Origin of the sequence: Hydrogenovibrio sp., assembly GCF_049975065.1 — a bacterium.
Classification (GTDB): Bacteria; Pseudomonadota; Gammaproteobacteria; order Thiomicrospirales; family Thiomicrospiraceae; genus Hydrogenovibrio.
In genome coordinates this window covers 15,824-32,193 of the sequence record NZ_JBNGDN010000005.1, presented here as the reverse complement: position 1 = coordinate 32,193, position 16,370 = coordinate 15,824, and the positions used below count along the sequence as shown (strand labels likewise).

Below are 16,370 nucleotides of genomic sequence, written 5' to 3'. Positions count from 1 at the left end.
CAGCCTCCGCTTCGCCCCATCTCGGGTCTGGCTCTGGCTCGCCTGCCTGCTCTGGCTGACGGGCTGCTCCGACAAAACCAACACCTCGGTGACCGAGGTATTTTATGTGTTCGGCACCGAAGTACAGGTGCAAATAGTAGACACCCCGAAACCGCAAGCCGACAAAGCCATTCAGGCGGTTGAGCAGCGATTTCACCGTTTTCACCAGGCCTGGCACGCCTGGGAAAAAGGCGGTATCCTCGCGAAAATCAACGATGCCATTGCCGCTGGGCAACCCATTGAGGTCGCCGACAGTGTGAAACAGTTTATTCTGAAATCGCAACAACTCGCCGCCGAGTCCGACTATCTGTTTGACCCCGGCATCGGTGGACTGGTCGCACTCTGGGGGTTCCACTCCGAAGACTGGCAAGGGCCGCCGCCCAGTGAAAAAGCCATCCAGGCCTGGCGAAAATCACGCCCCTCCATCGCCGACGTCTATTTTGAAGGTTCAAAACTCTACAGCCGAAACCCCAAACTTCGGCTCGATTTCGGCGGCAATGCCAAAGGGCTGGCACTGGACATCGCAATCGACACCTTACAAAAAGCCGGCATTGAAAACGCCATTGTCAATATCGGCGGCGACATGCGCATTATCGGGTCGAAAAACCCACACAATCACCAGGCCTGGCGAATTGGCCTGCAAGACCCGCAAGCCCCGGAAACCGTGCTGGCCAGCCTGGAAATCGAAGGGGACGAAAGCATTGTCACTTCCGGCAATTACCAGCGATACTTCGTCTGGAACGGCCGACGCTACAGCCACATTCTCAACCCCAACACCGGTTATCCCGCCGATCATTTTCAGTCGGTGACCGTGGTGCATCCGGACGCCACCACCGCAGATGCCGCCGCCACCGCACTCATGGTGGCCGGCCCCGCCGACTGGGAACGCATTGCCCGTCAAATGGGGATTTCGCAAGCCTTTATGGTGGATGACCAGCGCCGGTTTTACAGCACCCCCGCCATGCGCTCACGCCTACAACTGACCGCAAAACCCGTTGTGTCACCCAACACCGAAACAGAGGAGACAAAATAGCCGCTAACTTGAAGCAAGGTGTTTTGGCAAACTGCTATAATCTGATGTTATGGAACAACTCGACTCGCTTGAACATCATTTTTTAATCGCCATGCCCAATTTAGCGGGCAGCTGGTTTGATAAAACCGTGATTTACATTGTGGAAGACAACGAGCATGGCACCATGGGGCTGGTGCTGACGCTGGAACATAACCTCACGCTGGAGCAACTGCTCGATCACTTTGAACTGCCGATTACGCACCAGGAACCCATGCTTTATCAAAAAGTATTGATGGGCGGCCCACTGGATGTCGAACACGGTTTCATTCTCCACCAGCCTCCCGGTGACTGGCAAAAAAGCCTGCCATTGCACGACGGCCTGGCCATGACGGTTTCCGAGGATTTTTTAAAATCCATTGCCGAAGGCGATCTGCCAGAAAAGCTGCTGATCTGTCTGGGATTTGCCGGTTGGGAAAAAGACCAGCTCAACGAGGAAATCCAAGCCAATAACTGGCTGACCATTCCCTACAATGCCGCTTTACTGTTTGATGTTCCCAGTGAACGCAAATGGGAAGTGGCGCTCAACACCCTCGGCATCGCGCCGGAACACCTGAGCATGGACGCGGGCCATGACTGATTCCGTCAGTCCGCAAAACATCAAGGGCGTGGTGCTGGGGTTTGATTTTGGATTACGGCGCATCGGTGTCGCCGTCGGCCAGACCGTCACCTGCACCGCCTCCCCTGAAGCGATTGTCAACAGCCGCGACGGACGACCGGACTGGGAACACATCACCCAACTGTTTCACAAATGGCAGCCCGTCGCCATTGTTGTCGGCCTGCCGCTGCGATTAAACGGCGAAGAACAGAATCTGACACAACCGGCACGCAAATTCGGCCAACGCCTGAGCGGACGTTACGGGCACAAACCGTTATTTTTTGTTGAAGAGCAACTGACGTCCATCGAAGCGGAAAACCGCTTAAAAGGCCAAGCCGCCCACAGCGACGATCACGCCGCCCAAATCATTCTGGAAACCTGGCTGGAAAATCGCTCGCCTTCGATCACGCAATGCCCCCCGGCAACTTGAATAACCCGCTTTCGGATGTGGCACTTGGCCAAAGACTGCTATAAAATAAGCGCACCCGTTCTTTGCGCAACCACCTAGGATCCTTCATGAGACTCACCGCCCCCAACCTGCAGCTCAACGAAGATGGCAAGCTTCGCCACTTTTTGACCCTTGAAGGTCTGAAACACCACCACCTCACCGAAATACTGGACGTGGCCGAAAGCTTTATCGACCCAATGAGCGGTGAAATCAAAAAAGTGCCCAATCTGCACGGCAAGACCATTATGAACCTGTTTTTCGAACCCAGCACCCGCACCCTGACCACCTTTGAAATTGCCGAAAAACGCTTGTCCGCCGATGTGGTGAACCTCAATATCGAAACCTCATCCACCAAAAAAGGCGAAACCCTGCTCGACACCCTGTGGAACCTGGAAGCCATGCTGGCGGATGTCTTTGTGGTGCGCCACAGCGAAAGCGGTGCGGCGCACTTTATCGCCAAACACGTTGCCCCCCATGTACACGTGGTCAACGCTGGGGACGGCCAGCACGCCCACCCGACTCAAGCCATGCTGGATGTATTCACCATCCGCAAACACAAAGGTGACCTCTACGATTTAAAAGTGGCGATTATCGGCGATGTGCAACATTCGCGGGTGGTGCGATCGCAAATCCAAGCGCTCAGCATTCTGGAAGCACGCGAAATCCGCGTTATCGGCCCACGCACACTGATGCCTTCTCATCCCGAAGCGCTCGGCGTTCATGTGTACGAACACATTGAAGAAGGGCTGGACGGCGTGGATGTGATTATCAACGTGCGCCTGCAAAACGAACGGATGCAAAGCGCCCTGCTGCCCAGCGACAAAGAATTCTACAACCTCTACGGTCTCACCAAACAACGTTTGGCCTATGCCAAACCGGATGCCATTGTCATGCACCCAGGCCCGGTCAATCGCGGGGTCGAAATCGACTCGGAAGTGGTGGACGGTCATCAATCGGTGATTCTGGAACAGGTCACCTACGGCATCGCGGTGCGCATGGCGGTCATGAGCATCATTATTGAAAATGCCCGACAGCTCAACCCATCGCCACTGCCATCCGAACCGCAGACACAGGAGGCCGAACTGTGAGACTTTTAATTGAAAACGCCCGCATCATCGACCCCAGCCAATCACTGGACAAGGTGACCAATCTCTACATCTGCCGTGGCCGCATTCGCGCCATACAAGACACCACACCGGAAGGCTTCTCGGCCGACCAAGTGATCGACGGCACCGATAAATGGATTTTGCCAGGCCTGGTGGATTTGCACGCCCGCATTGCCGAACCCGGCAGTCGCTACGAAGGCAATATTGCCTCCGAAACCAAAGCAGCGGTGTCCGGCGGCATCACCACCATCTGCTGCCCGCCCGACACCACGCCGGTCAACGATACCCAAGCGGTCACCGAATTGATTCAGCGGCGTGCCCGCCAAGCCGCCACCGCATTTGTGCTCCCTTTAGGGGCCATCACTCAGGGATTGGAAGGCAAAATGCTCAGCAATATGGCGGCCTTGAAAAACGCGGGCTGCGTTGCCCTCAGCCAAGCGGCGCACTCCATTCAAAATGCCCTGACGCTGAAAAACGCCATGGCCTATGCCACCAGCATTGACATACTGCTCATGCTGCGTTGTGAAAACTCGCAATTGAAAAATAACGGCGTGGTGCACAGCGGCGTCATCAGCAGCCGCCTAGGTCTGCCGGAAATCCCCGCCTCGGCGGAAACCACCGCACTGGCGCGAAATCTGATTCTGGCGGAAGAAACCGGTGCGCGTATCCATATTTCGCAAATCTCCACAGCACGATCCGTGGAAATGATTGCCGAAGCGAAAAAGCGCGGACTGAAAGTCACCTGCGATGTGGCCATCCACCACCTGCACCTCACCGAATACGATGTCATGGATTTCGACTCCTTGTTTCACGTCTCCCCGCCCTTGCGGAGCCACGACGACAAAGAAGCGCTGCGCATAGGCGTGAAAACTGGGATTATCGATGCCATTGTCAGCGACCACACTCCGCTGGATCGTGATGTCAAACTGCTGCCATTTGGCGAAAGCGAACCCGGTATCAGCGGACTGGAAACCCTGCTGCCGCTGACCTTAAAACTGGTTCAAGAAGGCGATATCGACATTCAAGCCGCGCTGGGCGCGCTTACCCACCGCCCAGCGGACATTCTCGGCATTCAGAACGGCAGCCTCCAGGAAGGTCACAGTGCAGACTTCAGTCTCTACAATCCGGAAACGGTCTGGACGATTAAGCGCTCCGACATGGTCAGTCAGGGCGACAACTCGCCCTTTGACGGCTGGGAATTTGACGGCCAAGTGGAAGCCACCTATTTCCAAGGGCGGCCGGTGTATCGCAATAATCCCGTATAGCGCTAGTTATGATTGCGCCCTTTATGACACCCTTTACAGGCCATGACAACGACCCCATCACCCTGCGCTGGGTGGGGCAAACGGAGCAAGTCAACGGATATTACCTGATCGAGTGGATTGCCGAACCCAAAGAAGCCACGGAAGCCACGGGCAAAATCAATGCCCTCAACTCGGTGCGCTACCCGATCAATTTATCGATTGTCGAGACAAACGAAAAGGACGCTGTTCTACGCGCCTTTCTGTTTAAACAACAGGAAAATCGTCTGTTTTTTCTCAGCCCAAGACCTTTTCAGGCGGATAACACGCAACTGGATACCCACCCAACAACCCGCCAGGCCTGGGTATTTTTAGACAACCTTAGAGACGGCTTGTTGCGTGACAAACCCTTATTGATCACCGCCAGCCAAAGAGCACTGGCCACGGCGTTTTGGCTGGCCGCCAACTTAAAAGTGGACTTTGAACTGCGGCTGATTCTGGCCGCCGAAACCGGTTTTCCGTTTACCGTCAAACCAGCACGCTTTCTGTTCCCCGGCTTTCCCAGCGAAGCGATTGGGGCGGCTCCGCTACTGGAAGACTGGGGGCTGCCCAATCGTCTGTGTCACCGACAAGGCCTTCCCGGCTGCTACGAAGGCGACCTGAGCACCCTTTGGCAAGACTGGCAACCACCGGAAGACTGGCAACATCTGGATGTTGACAACCTCAATTAACAGCCTCAATAACAGCCCGAACCGTCCACCAACACAATGGGCTGAACGCCCAGCCGTTGGACGCTTACTCCACTTCGCTGGACTGGCGTCGCAATTCATGGGCATAGTTTTCCAACAGCTTCGCCGCATGATGCGCCTGTTCGGAATGCACCACACCCAGTGCCGCACTGATCAGCATTTCCAATTCGTCAAAGTGCTCCTCCGGAATCGCATCCCGTTGTTCTGGGGTTAACATCCGTTGAAACCGCTGCACCACCTCTTTTGCGTGTAATCCATAATGCATTTTTGTCATTTTTATTTCCTTTTGTCGCGCTGATTAAAACGCGAATCCATAACGTCACTCAAAAAACCCGTTCGCCTGTGTGGCGTCAGTCTTCTTTAAACACGTCTTCTCCGCTGCTGATAATCAAAGGATCCGATTGCAGAACTTCTTCATTCTTATCATCATACGGAAAATAATTCAAAATATAACGCATGGCTTCCAAGCGCGCGCGTTTTTTATCATTGGACTTAATCACCGTCCAGGGCGACTCATTGGTATTGGTGTAAAACAGCATATCCTCTTTGGCACGCGTGTATTCCTCCCAACGATCCAGCGAAGCCAAGTCCATCGGGCTCAGTTTCCACTGTTTCAGCGGATCGTTTTTACGCGCATTAAAGCGGCGCAACTGTTCGTCGCGCCCCACGGAAAACCAGAATTTCATCAAATGAATGCCGCTGGCGGTAATCATGCGTTCAAATTCGGGCGCCTGATGCACAAACTGATTGTATTCCGGCGGGCTACAAAACCCCATCACCCGTTCCACACCGGCACGGTTATACCAAGAACGGTCAAACAACACCATTTCCCCAGAGCTGGGCAAGTGTTTGATGTAACGTTGGAAATACCACTGTCCTTTTTCGGTTTCGCTGGGTTTATCCAAAGCCACCACACGCGCGCCACGCGGGTTTAAGTGTTCCATAATACGTTTAATCGTGCCCCCTTTGCCGGCCGCATCACGCCCCTCAAACAGGATGATCAAGCGTTCACCATTGTGCTTGATCCACTTCTGCAACTTTAACAGTTCAATCTGCAACTGCGCTTTGGTTTCTTCATATTCGCTGCGACTCAGTTTATCCTCATAGGGGTAATTCACATCACTGGATTTGATTTTTTTCATTCACGGCATCCTTGACTGCGCAGCAGTCTGTTTGTTTTTACATAAACCATCTATTTTACGCAATTTAAATAATCATAGCGACCAAAAGCTTTCAATCAGGGGTATAAACCTTGCTTATTACACTTGTCGATAGCACTATTTTAGCGCCTTCAAAGCATCATCGTGTTTACGCCTGAAAGCTTAAACAAAATGCCAAAAATGGTAAGATATTAGCCCGAAAATTCATAACCATCGCAATTAAATAAGGACGTCGCCGTGAATTCAGCCTTGCTTCAACGCTACCAAAATGTACTGCAACGCATTGAAGATATCCGCCGCCAGCAGGACATTACTCGTCCGGTCAAGTTGCTGGCGGTCAGCAAAACCAAGCCACTGGCGGATATTGAAGCCTTAGCCGAAGCCGGGCAAGTCGCTTTTGGTGAAAACTATGTTCAGGAGGCACTGGAAAAAATCGCCCGGCGGCCGGATTTGGAATGGCACTTTATCGGCCCGATTCAGTCCAATAAAACCAAACCGATTGCGGAACACTTTCAATGGGTGCACAGTGTGGATCGGCTGAAGATCGCCCAACGCTTGTCGGCACAAAGACCGCCAGGCCTGGGCAAATTGCAAATATTACTGGAAGTGAATGTCAGCGATGAAGACTCCAAAGCCGGTTTCCGACCGCAAGAGGTTGTGGCGGCGACCGAAGCCATTATCGACCTGCCAAACCTGACACTGCGCGGCCTGATGACCATTCCGGCTCCGAGCGACAGTCTGCCAATGCAACGTCAGCCCTTCCACCAACTCCAAGGATTACTGGACACACTTCGCGACCGTTTCCCCACTCAAGCGAACACCCTTGACACCCTGTCAATGGGGATGTCCGCCGACCTGGAAGCGGCCATTCTGGAAGGCAGCACCTTGGTGCGAATCGGCACCGACATTTTCGGCGCACGGTAACCGAATCCGTCAGCGGGCGGCGAATAATCGGTTCCCTTAAACGAAAAAACCGGGTCATAAGACCCGGTTATCTCCTTTTTGACTGACACCCCCTCAACGAAAGCGGAGACATCAGCAACAGACAAAAGTGACTGTACCGCCACTGTTTGTCTATTACCTTATCGACCAGAGCTCGAAAAACTGTAGCCGAAATGCCCTTCTCTGACCCTGAAACCTATGATGAAAGTGGCTTTTCCGCTGCTTCCGTTGGCGTTAAGCCTTCGATTTCAGCGCCGCTGGGTTTGAGGGTTTCTTTATCCAATCCACTGGCTTCGGCCAGTTGATCGTGAAAGGCTTTAATGCGCTCATACCAACCGCCCACCTTGTCTTCTTCACCGGCGCGTTGCGCCACGGTATTGGCTAGCATTTCATCGAATTTTTCTCGCGCACTGGCAAAAAACTCGTCCATCCGCGCCACCACTTCCTGCATTTTTTGCAGATAAGGGGGCAGCTGAGACACTTCACCACCTTGATTGGCAGCCTGCTCGGCACCGGTATTTTGCACACCTTGATAGGCTTGTGTCTGCTGATACTGGCTGGCGAACATTTCCGACTTCTGCAGATTCAAGTCAAACGATTGAATTTGTCCAAAGTCAATGTCCAAATCTTGCGCCTTGGCAAAGGCTTTTTCGATATCACCGTTATAGAACTCATTGGCCAGCTGATCGACCTGTTCGAACACGTCAAAAATCGCCCCCAGCTCATCTTCGTTCAAATCGCCCTGCACCGAAAACCCAAAACGCTCTTCAAAGGCGGTGGCTTCCATGGCTTCGCGGCTTTCAAAATAGCGCGCACCGGAAGGCCCTTCCTCTTGTCTCGACTCGCTTTTATACGATTGGTATTCCGCGTAGAGTTGGCGGAAATCCACCTGCAGCGTATCCCCTTCTTTAGTTTGAATCTGCATGGTCATGGTATGACTGTAGGAATAGGCCTGCTGGTATTGCTGACTGGCCGCCACCGCTTGCAACCCTTTGGAAGACGGTGAGAAGAAATCGTTCAAGTTCGCCGCGCCTGGCGTTGCGGCTTTATCGTTTGGGTTTAACAGCCCCGCCAGTCCGCTCGCGCCTGGCTGATTCTTGTTGGCGGACGGATTGAGTAGATTTTGCATAAAATCGTTTTGTGGTTTGATAACTGACATAATAGGATCCTCTTCAGGCTAACGGTTTCGCTTGTGAACACCCCGCCACAAGATTCGCAAACCAGCTTCGTATGAAGGTTAACGACCAGCCGTTTTAAGACTTTAACCTTTTTTCCAGTTTAAACCAATACTTAATCCCCGCTCGCAAAGCCCACTTTAAAAAATATCGCACATCGCTTATTCTTACTGACATGGTCGATAATGCCCCTGTGGAGAAACCCGATGTTTGAAATTGCAAAACAACGCTTGGCGGATGTGTTTAAGCACATTGACGTGGACGAAGAAGTCATTAATCGCCTTTCGGTGCCCAAACGCGCCATCAAAGCCAGCATTCCGGTGCGCATGGACGATGGCAGCCTGCAGATTTTTACCGGTTACCGCGTGCAATACGATGATACCCGTGGTCCAACCAAAGGCGGCATTCGCTATCACCCGCGTGTCAATCTCGACGAAGTGACGTCCCTGAGCTTCTGGATGACCGTCAAGTGTGCCGTGGCCGGTCTGCCGTTCGGCGGTGCCAAAGGCGGCATCACCGTGAACCCTAAAGAACTCTCGCAACTGGAAATCGAACGTCTGTCGCGCGGCTACATTCGCGCCTTTGCCGACGTCATTGGCGAAACCCGCGACATCCCGGCACCGGATATGTACACCAACGCCACCATTATGGGGTGGATGGCGGACGAATATTCGGTTATCTCCCGTCGGCAAATTCCCGGCATCATCACCGGCAAACCGTTACATTTAAACGGTTCCGAAGGTCGAGCACAGGCCACCGGCCAAGGTGCCCTATTTTGTCTCAACGAATACGCCCGCCGTCAAGGGTGGGATTTGACCAATACCACTGTGGCGGTGCAAGGTTTCGGCAACGCCGGTTATCATTTTGCACGGCTGGCGCAGCACGCCGGTTACCGGGTCATTGCCGTGTCCGATTCCAAAGGCGCGGTCTGCACCCCCAGCGGGTTGAACATTGATGACATCAAACAGTTCAAGGAAGAAACCAGCGAACTGAATTCGGTTTATTGCGACGGTTCCGTCTGTAACGTCATCGAACACGAAACCCTCGCCAACGAAGAACTGCTGGAAATGAAGGTGGATGTTCTGGTGCTGGCCGCCATGGAAAACCAGATCACCCAGGAAAACGCCGATAAAATCCAAGCCAAAACCCTTCTCGAAATTGCCAATGGCCCCATCTCGCCGCAAGCGGATGAAATCCTGCAGGCCAATGGCATTCAAGTGATTCCGGACGTATTGGTCAACTCCGGCGGGGTCACGGTCAGTTATTTTGAATGGGTACAGAACCGTTCCGGCTTTTACTGGGACGCCGAAGAAGTGGAATCGCGCCTGAGCAAAATCATGCGCCGAGAAGCCAATACCGTTTACGACCAAGCACTTCGATACCAATGCAGCTTACGCACCGCCGCCTATATTCACGGCATCGAACGTCTGGCCGGCGCCATTGACCAGCGCGGCAACCACAAACTGTTTCAAAAAAGAACCTGAAGCCATGGTTTCCAGCCGTGACCGGACTGTTTTTCCAAGACTTTAGCGCTATAATAACTCCCCCGAATATTACAGTTCCGAATACAGAGGTGTCTAATGGAAGCAACCATTTGTTTTATCGGTGCCGGGAATATGTCGCTGAGCCTGATCGGCGGTCTTCTGGCCAGCGGTTACGAAAAGTCTCGGATCCTTGCGACCGACCCAAATAATGATCGCCGCCGAGAAGTGACCCAGTCAATGGGTATCCGCTGTATTGAACACAATATTGAAGCCGCCAATCAGGCCGACATCATCGTGCTCGCGGTCAAGCCTCAACAACTGGAAGGGGTCTGTCGCGAACTGGCACCCACCGTGAAGGCACGCGGATCACTGCTGATTTCTATTGCCGCCGGAGTCCGAAGTCGCGACATTAACGGTTGGCTTGGCGATGATGCCGCCATTATCCGCACCATGCCCAATACGCCAGCCTTAATCGGCAGTGGTGCCACTGGACTTTACGCCAATGACCGTGTGAATGAGGCTCAAAAAAGCCAAGCTGAACACATTCTCCGTGCCGCTGGGCTGACGGCTTGGGTGCAACACGAAAGCGACTTGGATGCGGTCACCGCCGTTTCCGGAAGCGGCCCAGCTTATTACTTTCTGTTTATGGAAGCCATGCAGGCCGCTGGTCAAAAGCTTGGGCTGGACGAATCCACCGCCCGACTGCTGACCATTCAAACCGCTTTCGGTGCCGCGAAAATGGCCTTGGAAAGTCGCGACGATTGTGCCAGTCTGCGCCAAAAAGTCACCTCGCCGAACGGCACAACGGAAAAAGCGATACAATCGTTTGAACAACAGCACTTTCGCGACATCGTCGAGCAGGCGATGACGGCGGCTCGCAACCGCGCCATTGAGTTGGCTGACGAGCTGGGGCACACACACAATAATGACTCAGCGCGTTAACCAAAGTCACTATTGGGGTTCGCCGTTCGTTTGCAATTTACCACAGGAGTTTAAGGAGCTTTAGTATGTCCCCGGTCGATCAAGGCGGTTTATTTTTAATTCAATTTCTAACAGGCCTGGTGATTTTCACCTTGATTCTGCGTTTTTTTATGCGTGCCACCTATGTCGATTGGCGCCATCCCGTGGTCAACTTTATCGCCAAAGTCACCAATCCATTGTGCGCTCCGCTGAATATGGTACTGCCCAAACCCGGTCGCTGGGACTGGAGCGCCTTGCTCACCGCCATGATCATTCAAGCCGTGTTCGTGATTCTGCTGGGATATTTGACTGACCGCAGTTTTTCGGTTGGGCTGATTGCCATTTCTGCCGTGACCGAAATTCTTAACCAAATGTTAGACATGATGTTCTGGCTGATCATCATTCAAGTCATCCTCAGCTGGGTTTCGCAGGGCTACAACCCCAATACCGCGATCTTCTACCAACTGGCCGAACCGATTTTGCGCCCTTTTCAAAAGCTGGTGCCCCCCATCGGCGGTTTTGACTTATCGCCTATTGTCGCCATTGTCGCCATTAAGTTAACGCAAATCGTGGTGGTGGGTTCCATTGCACAATTCGGGCAAAGCTTAGTCTAATGAACAATTCGATCGGACTCGTCACCCCTCAAACATTGCAGGTTACAACACCACTGGAAATGGTATGCGGAGCCACCTTACCGCAATACGACCTGGTGTATGAAACCTACGGCACCTTGAATGACGGCGCCTCCAATGCGGTGCTCATCTGTCACGCGCTCAGTGGCAACCATCATGTCGCTGGTCAATACGAAGGCGAAAAAGCCCGTGGCTGGTGGGACGGCTACATCGGCCCCGGCAAACCGATTGACACCAATCATTTCTTCGTGGTGTGCTCCAATAACCTCGGTGGCTGTCACGGTTCCACCGGTCCAGCCAGCCTCAACCCAGAAACCGGTCAGGTGTACGGGCCGGACTTCCCGATTGTCACCTGCACAGACTGGGTACACAGCCAAAACACCTTGCGCGAACACCTGAACATTGATTGCTGGGCGGCCGTCATCGGCGGCTCCATGGGCGGTATGCAGGTCATGCAATGGGCCATGGATTACCCAAACCGGCTGCGTCACGCGGTGGTCATCGCTTCCGCTCCTAAACTGTCCGCTCAGAACATTGCCTTTAACGAAGTGGCACGTCGTGCCATTATGACCGACCCCGACTTTCAGGACGGACGTTTCGTCGAACACAATACTACCCCGAAACGCGGCTTAGCTCTGGCGAGAATGCTGGGACACCTCACCTATTTATCGGACGACATGATGGGGTCCAAATTTGGCCGCGAACTCCGAGAAGGCAAGCTCAAATACAATTTCGACGTCGAATTCCAAGTGGAAAGTTACCTGCGTTATCAGGGTGAAAAATTCGCCACCAAGCAGAACTTTGACGCCAACACCTACTTGCTGATGACCAAGGCACTGGATTATTTTGATCCGGCTTCGGAATACAACGACAACCTAGCCGAAGCACTGGCCAGTGCCACCGCGAAGTTTCTCGTGGTGTCCTTCACCACCGACTGGCGCTTTTCACCGGAACGCTCCCACGAAATCGTTAAAGCATTATTGGATAACGATGCCGACGTCTGTTATGCCGAAGTCAGCTCACAACACGGCCATGATGCCTTTTTATTACCCAACGCACATTACGAAGGTGTTTTCCGCAGCTATATGAAACGAGTGCTGGCCGACATTCAGCCAACCATCGACTCGGAGGTCTGCGCATGACATTCGATCACCTTTCCCCCGAATTCAAATTAATCGCCGATTGGGTACAACCCCAAAGCCGTGTACTGGATCTGGGCTGCGGAGAAGGGCAGCTTTTAGCCTACCTGAAAGCGCGCCACAACATCACCGGCTACGGCATGGAAATCGACCCGAAAAACAACATCAAAGCGATTGAAAACGGCATTAACGTCATTCAGAGCAACCTTAACAGCCATGACATTTGCGATTATTTTGACAAAGATTCTTTTGATTTCGTGATTATGACTCAGGCCTTACAGGTGGTCAGCCGTCCAGACCTGTTGCTGGACGAAATGCTGACCGTTGGCAAACAAAGCATTATCACCTTTCCGAATTTCGCTCACTGGCGCAACCGCGCGCAACTCTTTTTCGGCGGTCGCATGCCACAGAACACCAGCCTGCCGAATCCTTGGTACAACACGCCGAACATCCACCTTTGCACTTTTAATGACTTCGAAGACCTGTGTGAAGAAAAGGACATCGAAGTCGTGGCGCGAACCGTGGTCAACAGCAAACACCAGCCGTCCCCGGCCATGAAGTTCGCGCCCAACTGGCTCGGTGAAATTGCTCTGTACCGGATACAAAGAAAATAGCGACACCAAATTGGCAGAATGGTCATTTGACACCCAGCAGACGTTTTGCTAACATTGATCACAATCAATAATAATTATCATTTACTTTATGAATCCAGTTACGCTCAACCAGCCTTCCGATGCCCAGCGCCTGTCACAATGCCATCCCAGCCAGATTTGTCGAATCTTGGCACTGACCGGTGATCTGGCCAGCAAACTGCACCTGGTCAACTTAGGGTTCCACACCAACAGTCGTATCAAGCTGCATATGATCCGTCACCGAACGTTTATCGTCACCGTGGACGGCAGTCGTTTTGCTTTGGACGCCTCGCTTGCCGACCAGATTCAAGTGCAGGTTTCACCATGAAACCGAATCCCGCCTCCCGCCTCTCCCACAAACTGGCACTGATCGGCAGCCCTAACTGCGGCAAAACCACCTTATTCAACCGCCTGACCGGCGCCAACCAAACCACTGGTAATTGGCCCGGCGTAACGGTCTCCAAAAAAACCGGGGCTTTCGAAGCCGGACACCATGCGTATCAGCTTACGGACTTACCCGGTATCTACAGCCTAGAAAACTCCAGTCGTTCCGGATTAGACGAACAGGTGGCTCGCGATTTTCTGCAAAATGAACCCTTGGATCTGCTGATCAACGTTGTGGATGTCACCTGTCTGGAACGCCAACTGTTTCTCACCACACAACTGCTCCACATGGGGTTACCGGTGGTGGTGGTATTAAATCGCATGGATCGTCTTGATGACGCCCATCTTAAAATCGACATAGAAGCCCTTTCCAAAACCCTCGGCTGCCCCGTTCTACCAGTCTCGGCTTATTTTAATCGCGGCATTGACACCCTGATCGAAACACTACCAAGCCTGGCCGGAAAACGCCAAACGCTTCATTTCGATTTGCCCGAGGCGCTTCATCACGCCATTCATAGTCTCAAAGACCGCATGCCGCCACCTCAACAGAAAGGATCGGTGGAAGAGTCTTGCTGGCTGGCACTGCAATACTTGATCGCCCCACAAAAAGCGCCCATCGAACTGCAGGCCTTCGCCCAAGACGAAAAAAACTGTCTGGAAACGCTCTACCAGGAAGACCTGGCATTGATTGCCGCCGACCTGTATTTTCAACACGCACATGAAGCCGCACATGCCAGCCTTACCCGCACGGATGCCTTTTCAAGAGACACCACCTCACTCATTGACCATTGGGCACTGCATCCTTGGTTGGGTTTGCCGATTTTCCTTGCGGTAATGTATGCTATGTTTGCCTTATCCATTACCATCGGCAACGTCTTCAGCGATTTCTTCGACCAAGGCGCTCAAGCCATGTTTGTGGACGGCCCCGCCTATTGGCTCAACCAGGTTCACACACCGGAATGGATCATCATCTTCCTGACACAAGGCATCGGTGCCGGTCTGCAAGTGGTCGCCCCTTTTATTCCGGTCATCGGCGGACTCTTCTTGCTACTCACCCTGCTTGAGGAAAGCGGTTACATGCAGCGAGCCGCACTGGTGATGGATCGTTTAATGCGGCGACTGGGGCTGTCTGGTCAGGCCTTTATCCCGCTGGTGGTCGGGTTTGGGTGCAATATTCCGGCGGTCATGGCCACCCGCAGCCTGCCGGAGGCGCGCGTGCGCATTGCCACAGTGATGATGACACCGTTTATGTCGTGCAGTGCGCGCCTGACGGTGTATATGCTGTTCGCCACCGCCTTTTTTGCCGACTACGCCACCTTACTGGTCTTTTCACTCTACCTGATCGGCCTGATTGCAGCCGTTGTCACAGCCCTTTTACTCAAACATACCCTGTTGCAGGGCGAAACCGAACCCCTATTGATGGAACTGCCCACTTATAATCGCCCCTCCCTAATGAACATCGGCTTAAACACCTACAACAAACTCAAAGGGTTTATTTTCGGTGCTGGCAAAGTCATCGTCATCGTGGTCATGGCCATCAACCTGTTGAACAGCTTAGGCACCGACGGCACTTTCGGAAATGAAAACCAATCCGACTCCGTGCTCAGCACCCTCGCAAAAACCGCCAGCCCAGTCGTCGCACCGCTTGGTGTGACCGAAGACAACTGGCCTGCAACGGTTGGCCTGATTACCGGCATTCTAGCCAAAGAAGTGGTCGTTGGCTCTTTAAACGCCCTCTACCAATCAATGGACGAATCCCCCGCAAGCGCCACCGAACCCGACGCCGACTATCGTTTCTGGGATGAAATGGCGGCCGCCGTTTACACCATTCCAGAAAATCTCGGACGATTTGTGACCGACTTCACAGACCCTCTAGGGCTCGAACCCATTACCAGCAGCGGCAACAGCCAGCAGGCGGCGGATCACTTGGATGTCAATGTCAGCACCTTGGAAAAAATGGAACACCACTTCGGCGGAGCCATTGCCGCTTATGCCTATTTGTTACTGGTGCTACTGTATTTCCCCTGTGTGGCCACCTACGCCGCGATTAAAAATGAGCTGGGCTGGCGCTGGGCGAACTACAGCGCACTTTGGAGTCTGTTATTAGGTTACAGTGTCGCGGTCAGCTTTTATCAACTGATGACCTTCAGCAGCCACCCCACCAGCAGCCTAGCTTGGGTCATTTTTTTCGCGCTCGGGTATCTGCTGCTGTTTCTGTTGCTGAAACGCATCGGTCGGCACAGCCGGGGTGCCGTGGCATGATTTTGCTGGAACTAAAGCACTACATTCGAACTCACCGAAACGTCGCGGAACACAACTTACTGCACCGTTTTGACGTGTCCGCTACCACCTTACAAGGCCTGTTACAGCCGTTAATCGATCAGGGGCACGTTCAGGTGGTTAACGACTTTGCCACCTGTTCAAGCGGATGCCGGACAGGGTGCACCCTGTCCAATGCTGAGCCCCACTATCTCTGGAGCGACCTTCGTCAACGAGCGCTTCAAATTCCTGTCGAGATCCTCACGCCATAAGCCCCTCGAAAGCACAAAAAATGGAATTTTTTTACTCCTAACGCATCTATTGGCATTGACTTTGCATGTCGCTTAGACAAC

18 protein-coding genes are annotated in these 16,370 nt (G+C 53.1%); 15 read left to right on the top strand and 3 right to left on the bottom strand.

Features of this window, described 5'->3' with window-relative positions; all coding sequences use genetic code 11:
• The 6 genes from ACP5D0_RS01835 to ACP5D0_RS01810 form a co-directional block, all read left to right on the top strand.
• The coding region (locus ACP5D0_RS01835; RefSeq protein ID WP_472363850.1) for an FAD:protein FMN transferase at window positions 1-1,072 on the top strand (1,072 nt) is incomplete at its 5' end.
• Between the two features lie 49 nt (window positions 1,073-1,121).
• Complete coding sequence (locus ACP5D0_RS01830) at window positions 1,122-1,688, top strand: YqgE/AlgH family protein (RefSeq protein ID WP_472363849.1); 567 nt, start codon at window positions 1,122-1,124, stop codon at window positions 1,686-1,688.
• Window positions 1,681-2,136 (top strand): Holliday junction resolvase RuvX, encoded by a 456-nt coding sequence (gene ruvX, locus ACP5D0_RS01825; RefSeq protein WP_472363848.1) that lies wholly within the window; start codon window positions 1,681-1,683, stop codon window positions 2,134-2,136. The genes ACP5D0_RS01830 and ruvX overlap by 8 nt, the downstream gene beginning before the upstream one ends.
• Before the next feature lie 86 nt (window positions 2,137-2,222).
• On the top strand, window positions 2,223-3,242 hold the full coding sequence (locus ACP5D0_RS01820; protein WP_472363847.1) for an aspartate carbamoyltransferase catalytic subunit: 1,020 nt from the start codon (window positions 2,223-2,225) through the stop codon (window positions 3,240-3,242).
• Window positions 3,239-4,525, top strand: a complete 1,287-nt coding sequence (locus tag ACP5D0_RS01815) for a dihydroorotase (protein WP_472363846.1) — start codon at window positions 3,239-3,241, stop codon at window positions 4,523-4,525. Before ACP5D0_RS01820 ends, ACP5D0_RS01815 begins: the two co-directional genes overlap by 4 nt.
• A gap of 23 nt (window positions 4,526-4,548) precedes the next feature.
• Window positions 4,549-5,232, top strand: a complete 684-nt coding sequence (locus ACP5D0_RS01810; protein ID WP_472363844.1) for a hypothetical protein — start codon at window positions 4,549-4,551, stop codon at window positions 5,230-5,232.
• Between the two features lie 64 nt (window positions 5,233-5,296).
• On the opposite strand, the gene ACP5D0_RS01805 is transcribed toward ACP5D0_RS01810, so the two are convergent.
• Complete coding sequence (locus ACP5D0_RS01805; protein ID WP_472363843.1) at window positions 5,297-5,524, bottom strand: hypothetical protein; 228 nt, start codon at window positions 5,522-5,524, stop codon at window positions 5,297-5,299.
• 76 nt (window positions 5,525-5,600) lie between these two features.
• Complete coding sequence (ppk2, locus tag ACP5D0_RS01800; protein ID WP_472363842.1) at window positions 5,601-6,392, bottom strand: polyphosphate kinase 2; 792 nt, start codon at window positions 6,390-6,392, stop codon at window positions 5,601-5,603.
• A gap of 255 nt (window positions 6,393-6,647) precedes the next feature.
• Here ppk2 and ACP5D0_RS01795 point away from each other — a divergent pair, with 255 nt between their 5' ends.
• Complete coding sequence (locus ACP5D0_RS01795) at window positions 6,648-7,334, top strand: YggS family pyridoxal phosphate-dependent enzyme (protein ID WP_472363841.1); 687 nt, start codon at window positions 6,648-6,650, stop codon at window positions 7,332-7,334.
• Between the two features lie 214 nt (window positions 7,335-7,548).
• On the opposite strand, the gene ACP5D0_RS01790 is transcribed toward ACP5D0_RS01795, so the two are convergent.
• Window positions 7,549-8,511: a hypothetical protein gene (locus ACP5D0_RS01790; RefSeq protein WP_472363839.1), complete on the bottom strand. Its 963-nt coding sequence runs from the start codon at window positions 8,509-8,511 to the stop codon at window positions 7,549-7,551.
• Between the two features lie 222 nt (window positions 8,512-8,733).
• Here ACP5D0_RS01790 and ACP5D0_RS01785 point away from each other — a divergent pair, with 222 nt between their 5' ends.
• The 8 genes from ACP5D0_RS01785 (at window position 8,734) to ACP5D0_RS01750 (ending at window position 16,289) form a co-directional block, all read left to right on the top strand.
• Window positions 8,734-10,011 carry a Glu/Leu/Phe/Val family dehydrogenase gene (locus tag ACP5D0_RS01785; RefSeq protein WP_472363838.1) on the top strand — a complete coding sequence of 426 codons (1,278 nt, stop codon included), beginning with the start codon at window positions 8,734-8,736 and terminating at the stop codon, window positions 10,009-10,011.
• Window positions 10,012-10,107: 96 nt separating this feature from the next.
• Entirely contained in the window at window positions 10,108-10,953 is an 846-nt protein-coding gene (proC, locus tag ACP5D0_RS01780) for a pyrroline-5-carboxylate reductase (RefSeq protein ID WP_472363837.1), read from the top strand.
• 65 nt (window positions 10,954-11,018) lie between these two features.
• Window positions 11,019-11,585, top strand: coding sequence for a YggT family protein (locus ACP5D0_RS01775; protein ID WP_472363836.1), 567 nt, complete (start codon window positions 11,019-11,021; stop codon window positions 11,583-11,585).
• A complete protein-coding gene (gene metX / locus ACP5D0_RS01770) occupies window positions 11,585-12,745 on the top strand; it encodes a homoserine O-succinyltransferase MetX (RefSeq protein WP_472363835.1) in 1,161 nt (386 codons plus the stop codon). The genes ACP5D0_RS01775 and metX overlap by 1 nt, the downstream gene beginning before the upstream one ends.
• The gene (gene metW, locus ACP5D0_RS01765; protein WP_472363834.1) at window positions 12,742-13,356 is read left to right on the top strand and encodes a methionine biosynthesis protein MetW; all 615 of its coding nucleotides are present in this window, start codon (window positions 12,742-12,744) and stop codon (window positions 13,354-13,356) included. Before metX ends, metW begins: the two co-directional genes overlap by 4 nt.
• An 88-nt stretch (window positions 13,357-13,444) precedes the next feature.
• Entirely contained in the window at window positions 13,445-13,702 is a 258-nt protein-coding gene (locus ACP5D0_RS01760) for a FeoA family protein (protein ID WP_472363833.1), read from the top strand.
• Window positions 13,699-16,020 carry a Fe(2+) transporter permease subunit FeoB gene (feoB, locus tag ACP5D0_RS01755; protein WP_472363832.1) on the top strand — a complete coding sequence of 774 codons (2,322 nt, stop codon included), beginning with the start codon at window positions 13,699-13,701 and terminating at the stop codon, window positions 16,018-16,020. The genes ACP5D0_RS01760 and feoB overlap by 4 nt, the downstream gene beginning before the upstream one ends.
• Complete coding sequence (locus ACP5D0_RS01750; protein ID WP_472363831.1) at window positions 16,017-16,289, top strand: FeoC-like transcriptional regulator; 273 nt, start codon at window positions 16,017-16,019, stop codon at window positions 16,287-16,289. The genes feoB and ACP5D0_RS01750 overlap by 4 nt, the downstream gene beginning before the upstream one ends.
• Window positions 16,290-16,370: the final 81 nt, after the last annotated feature.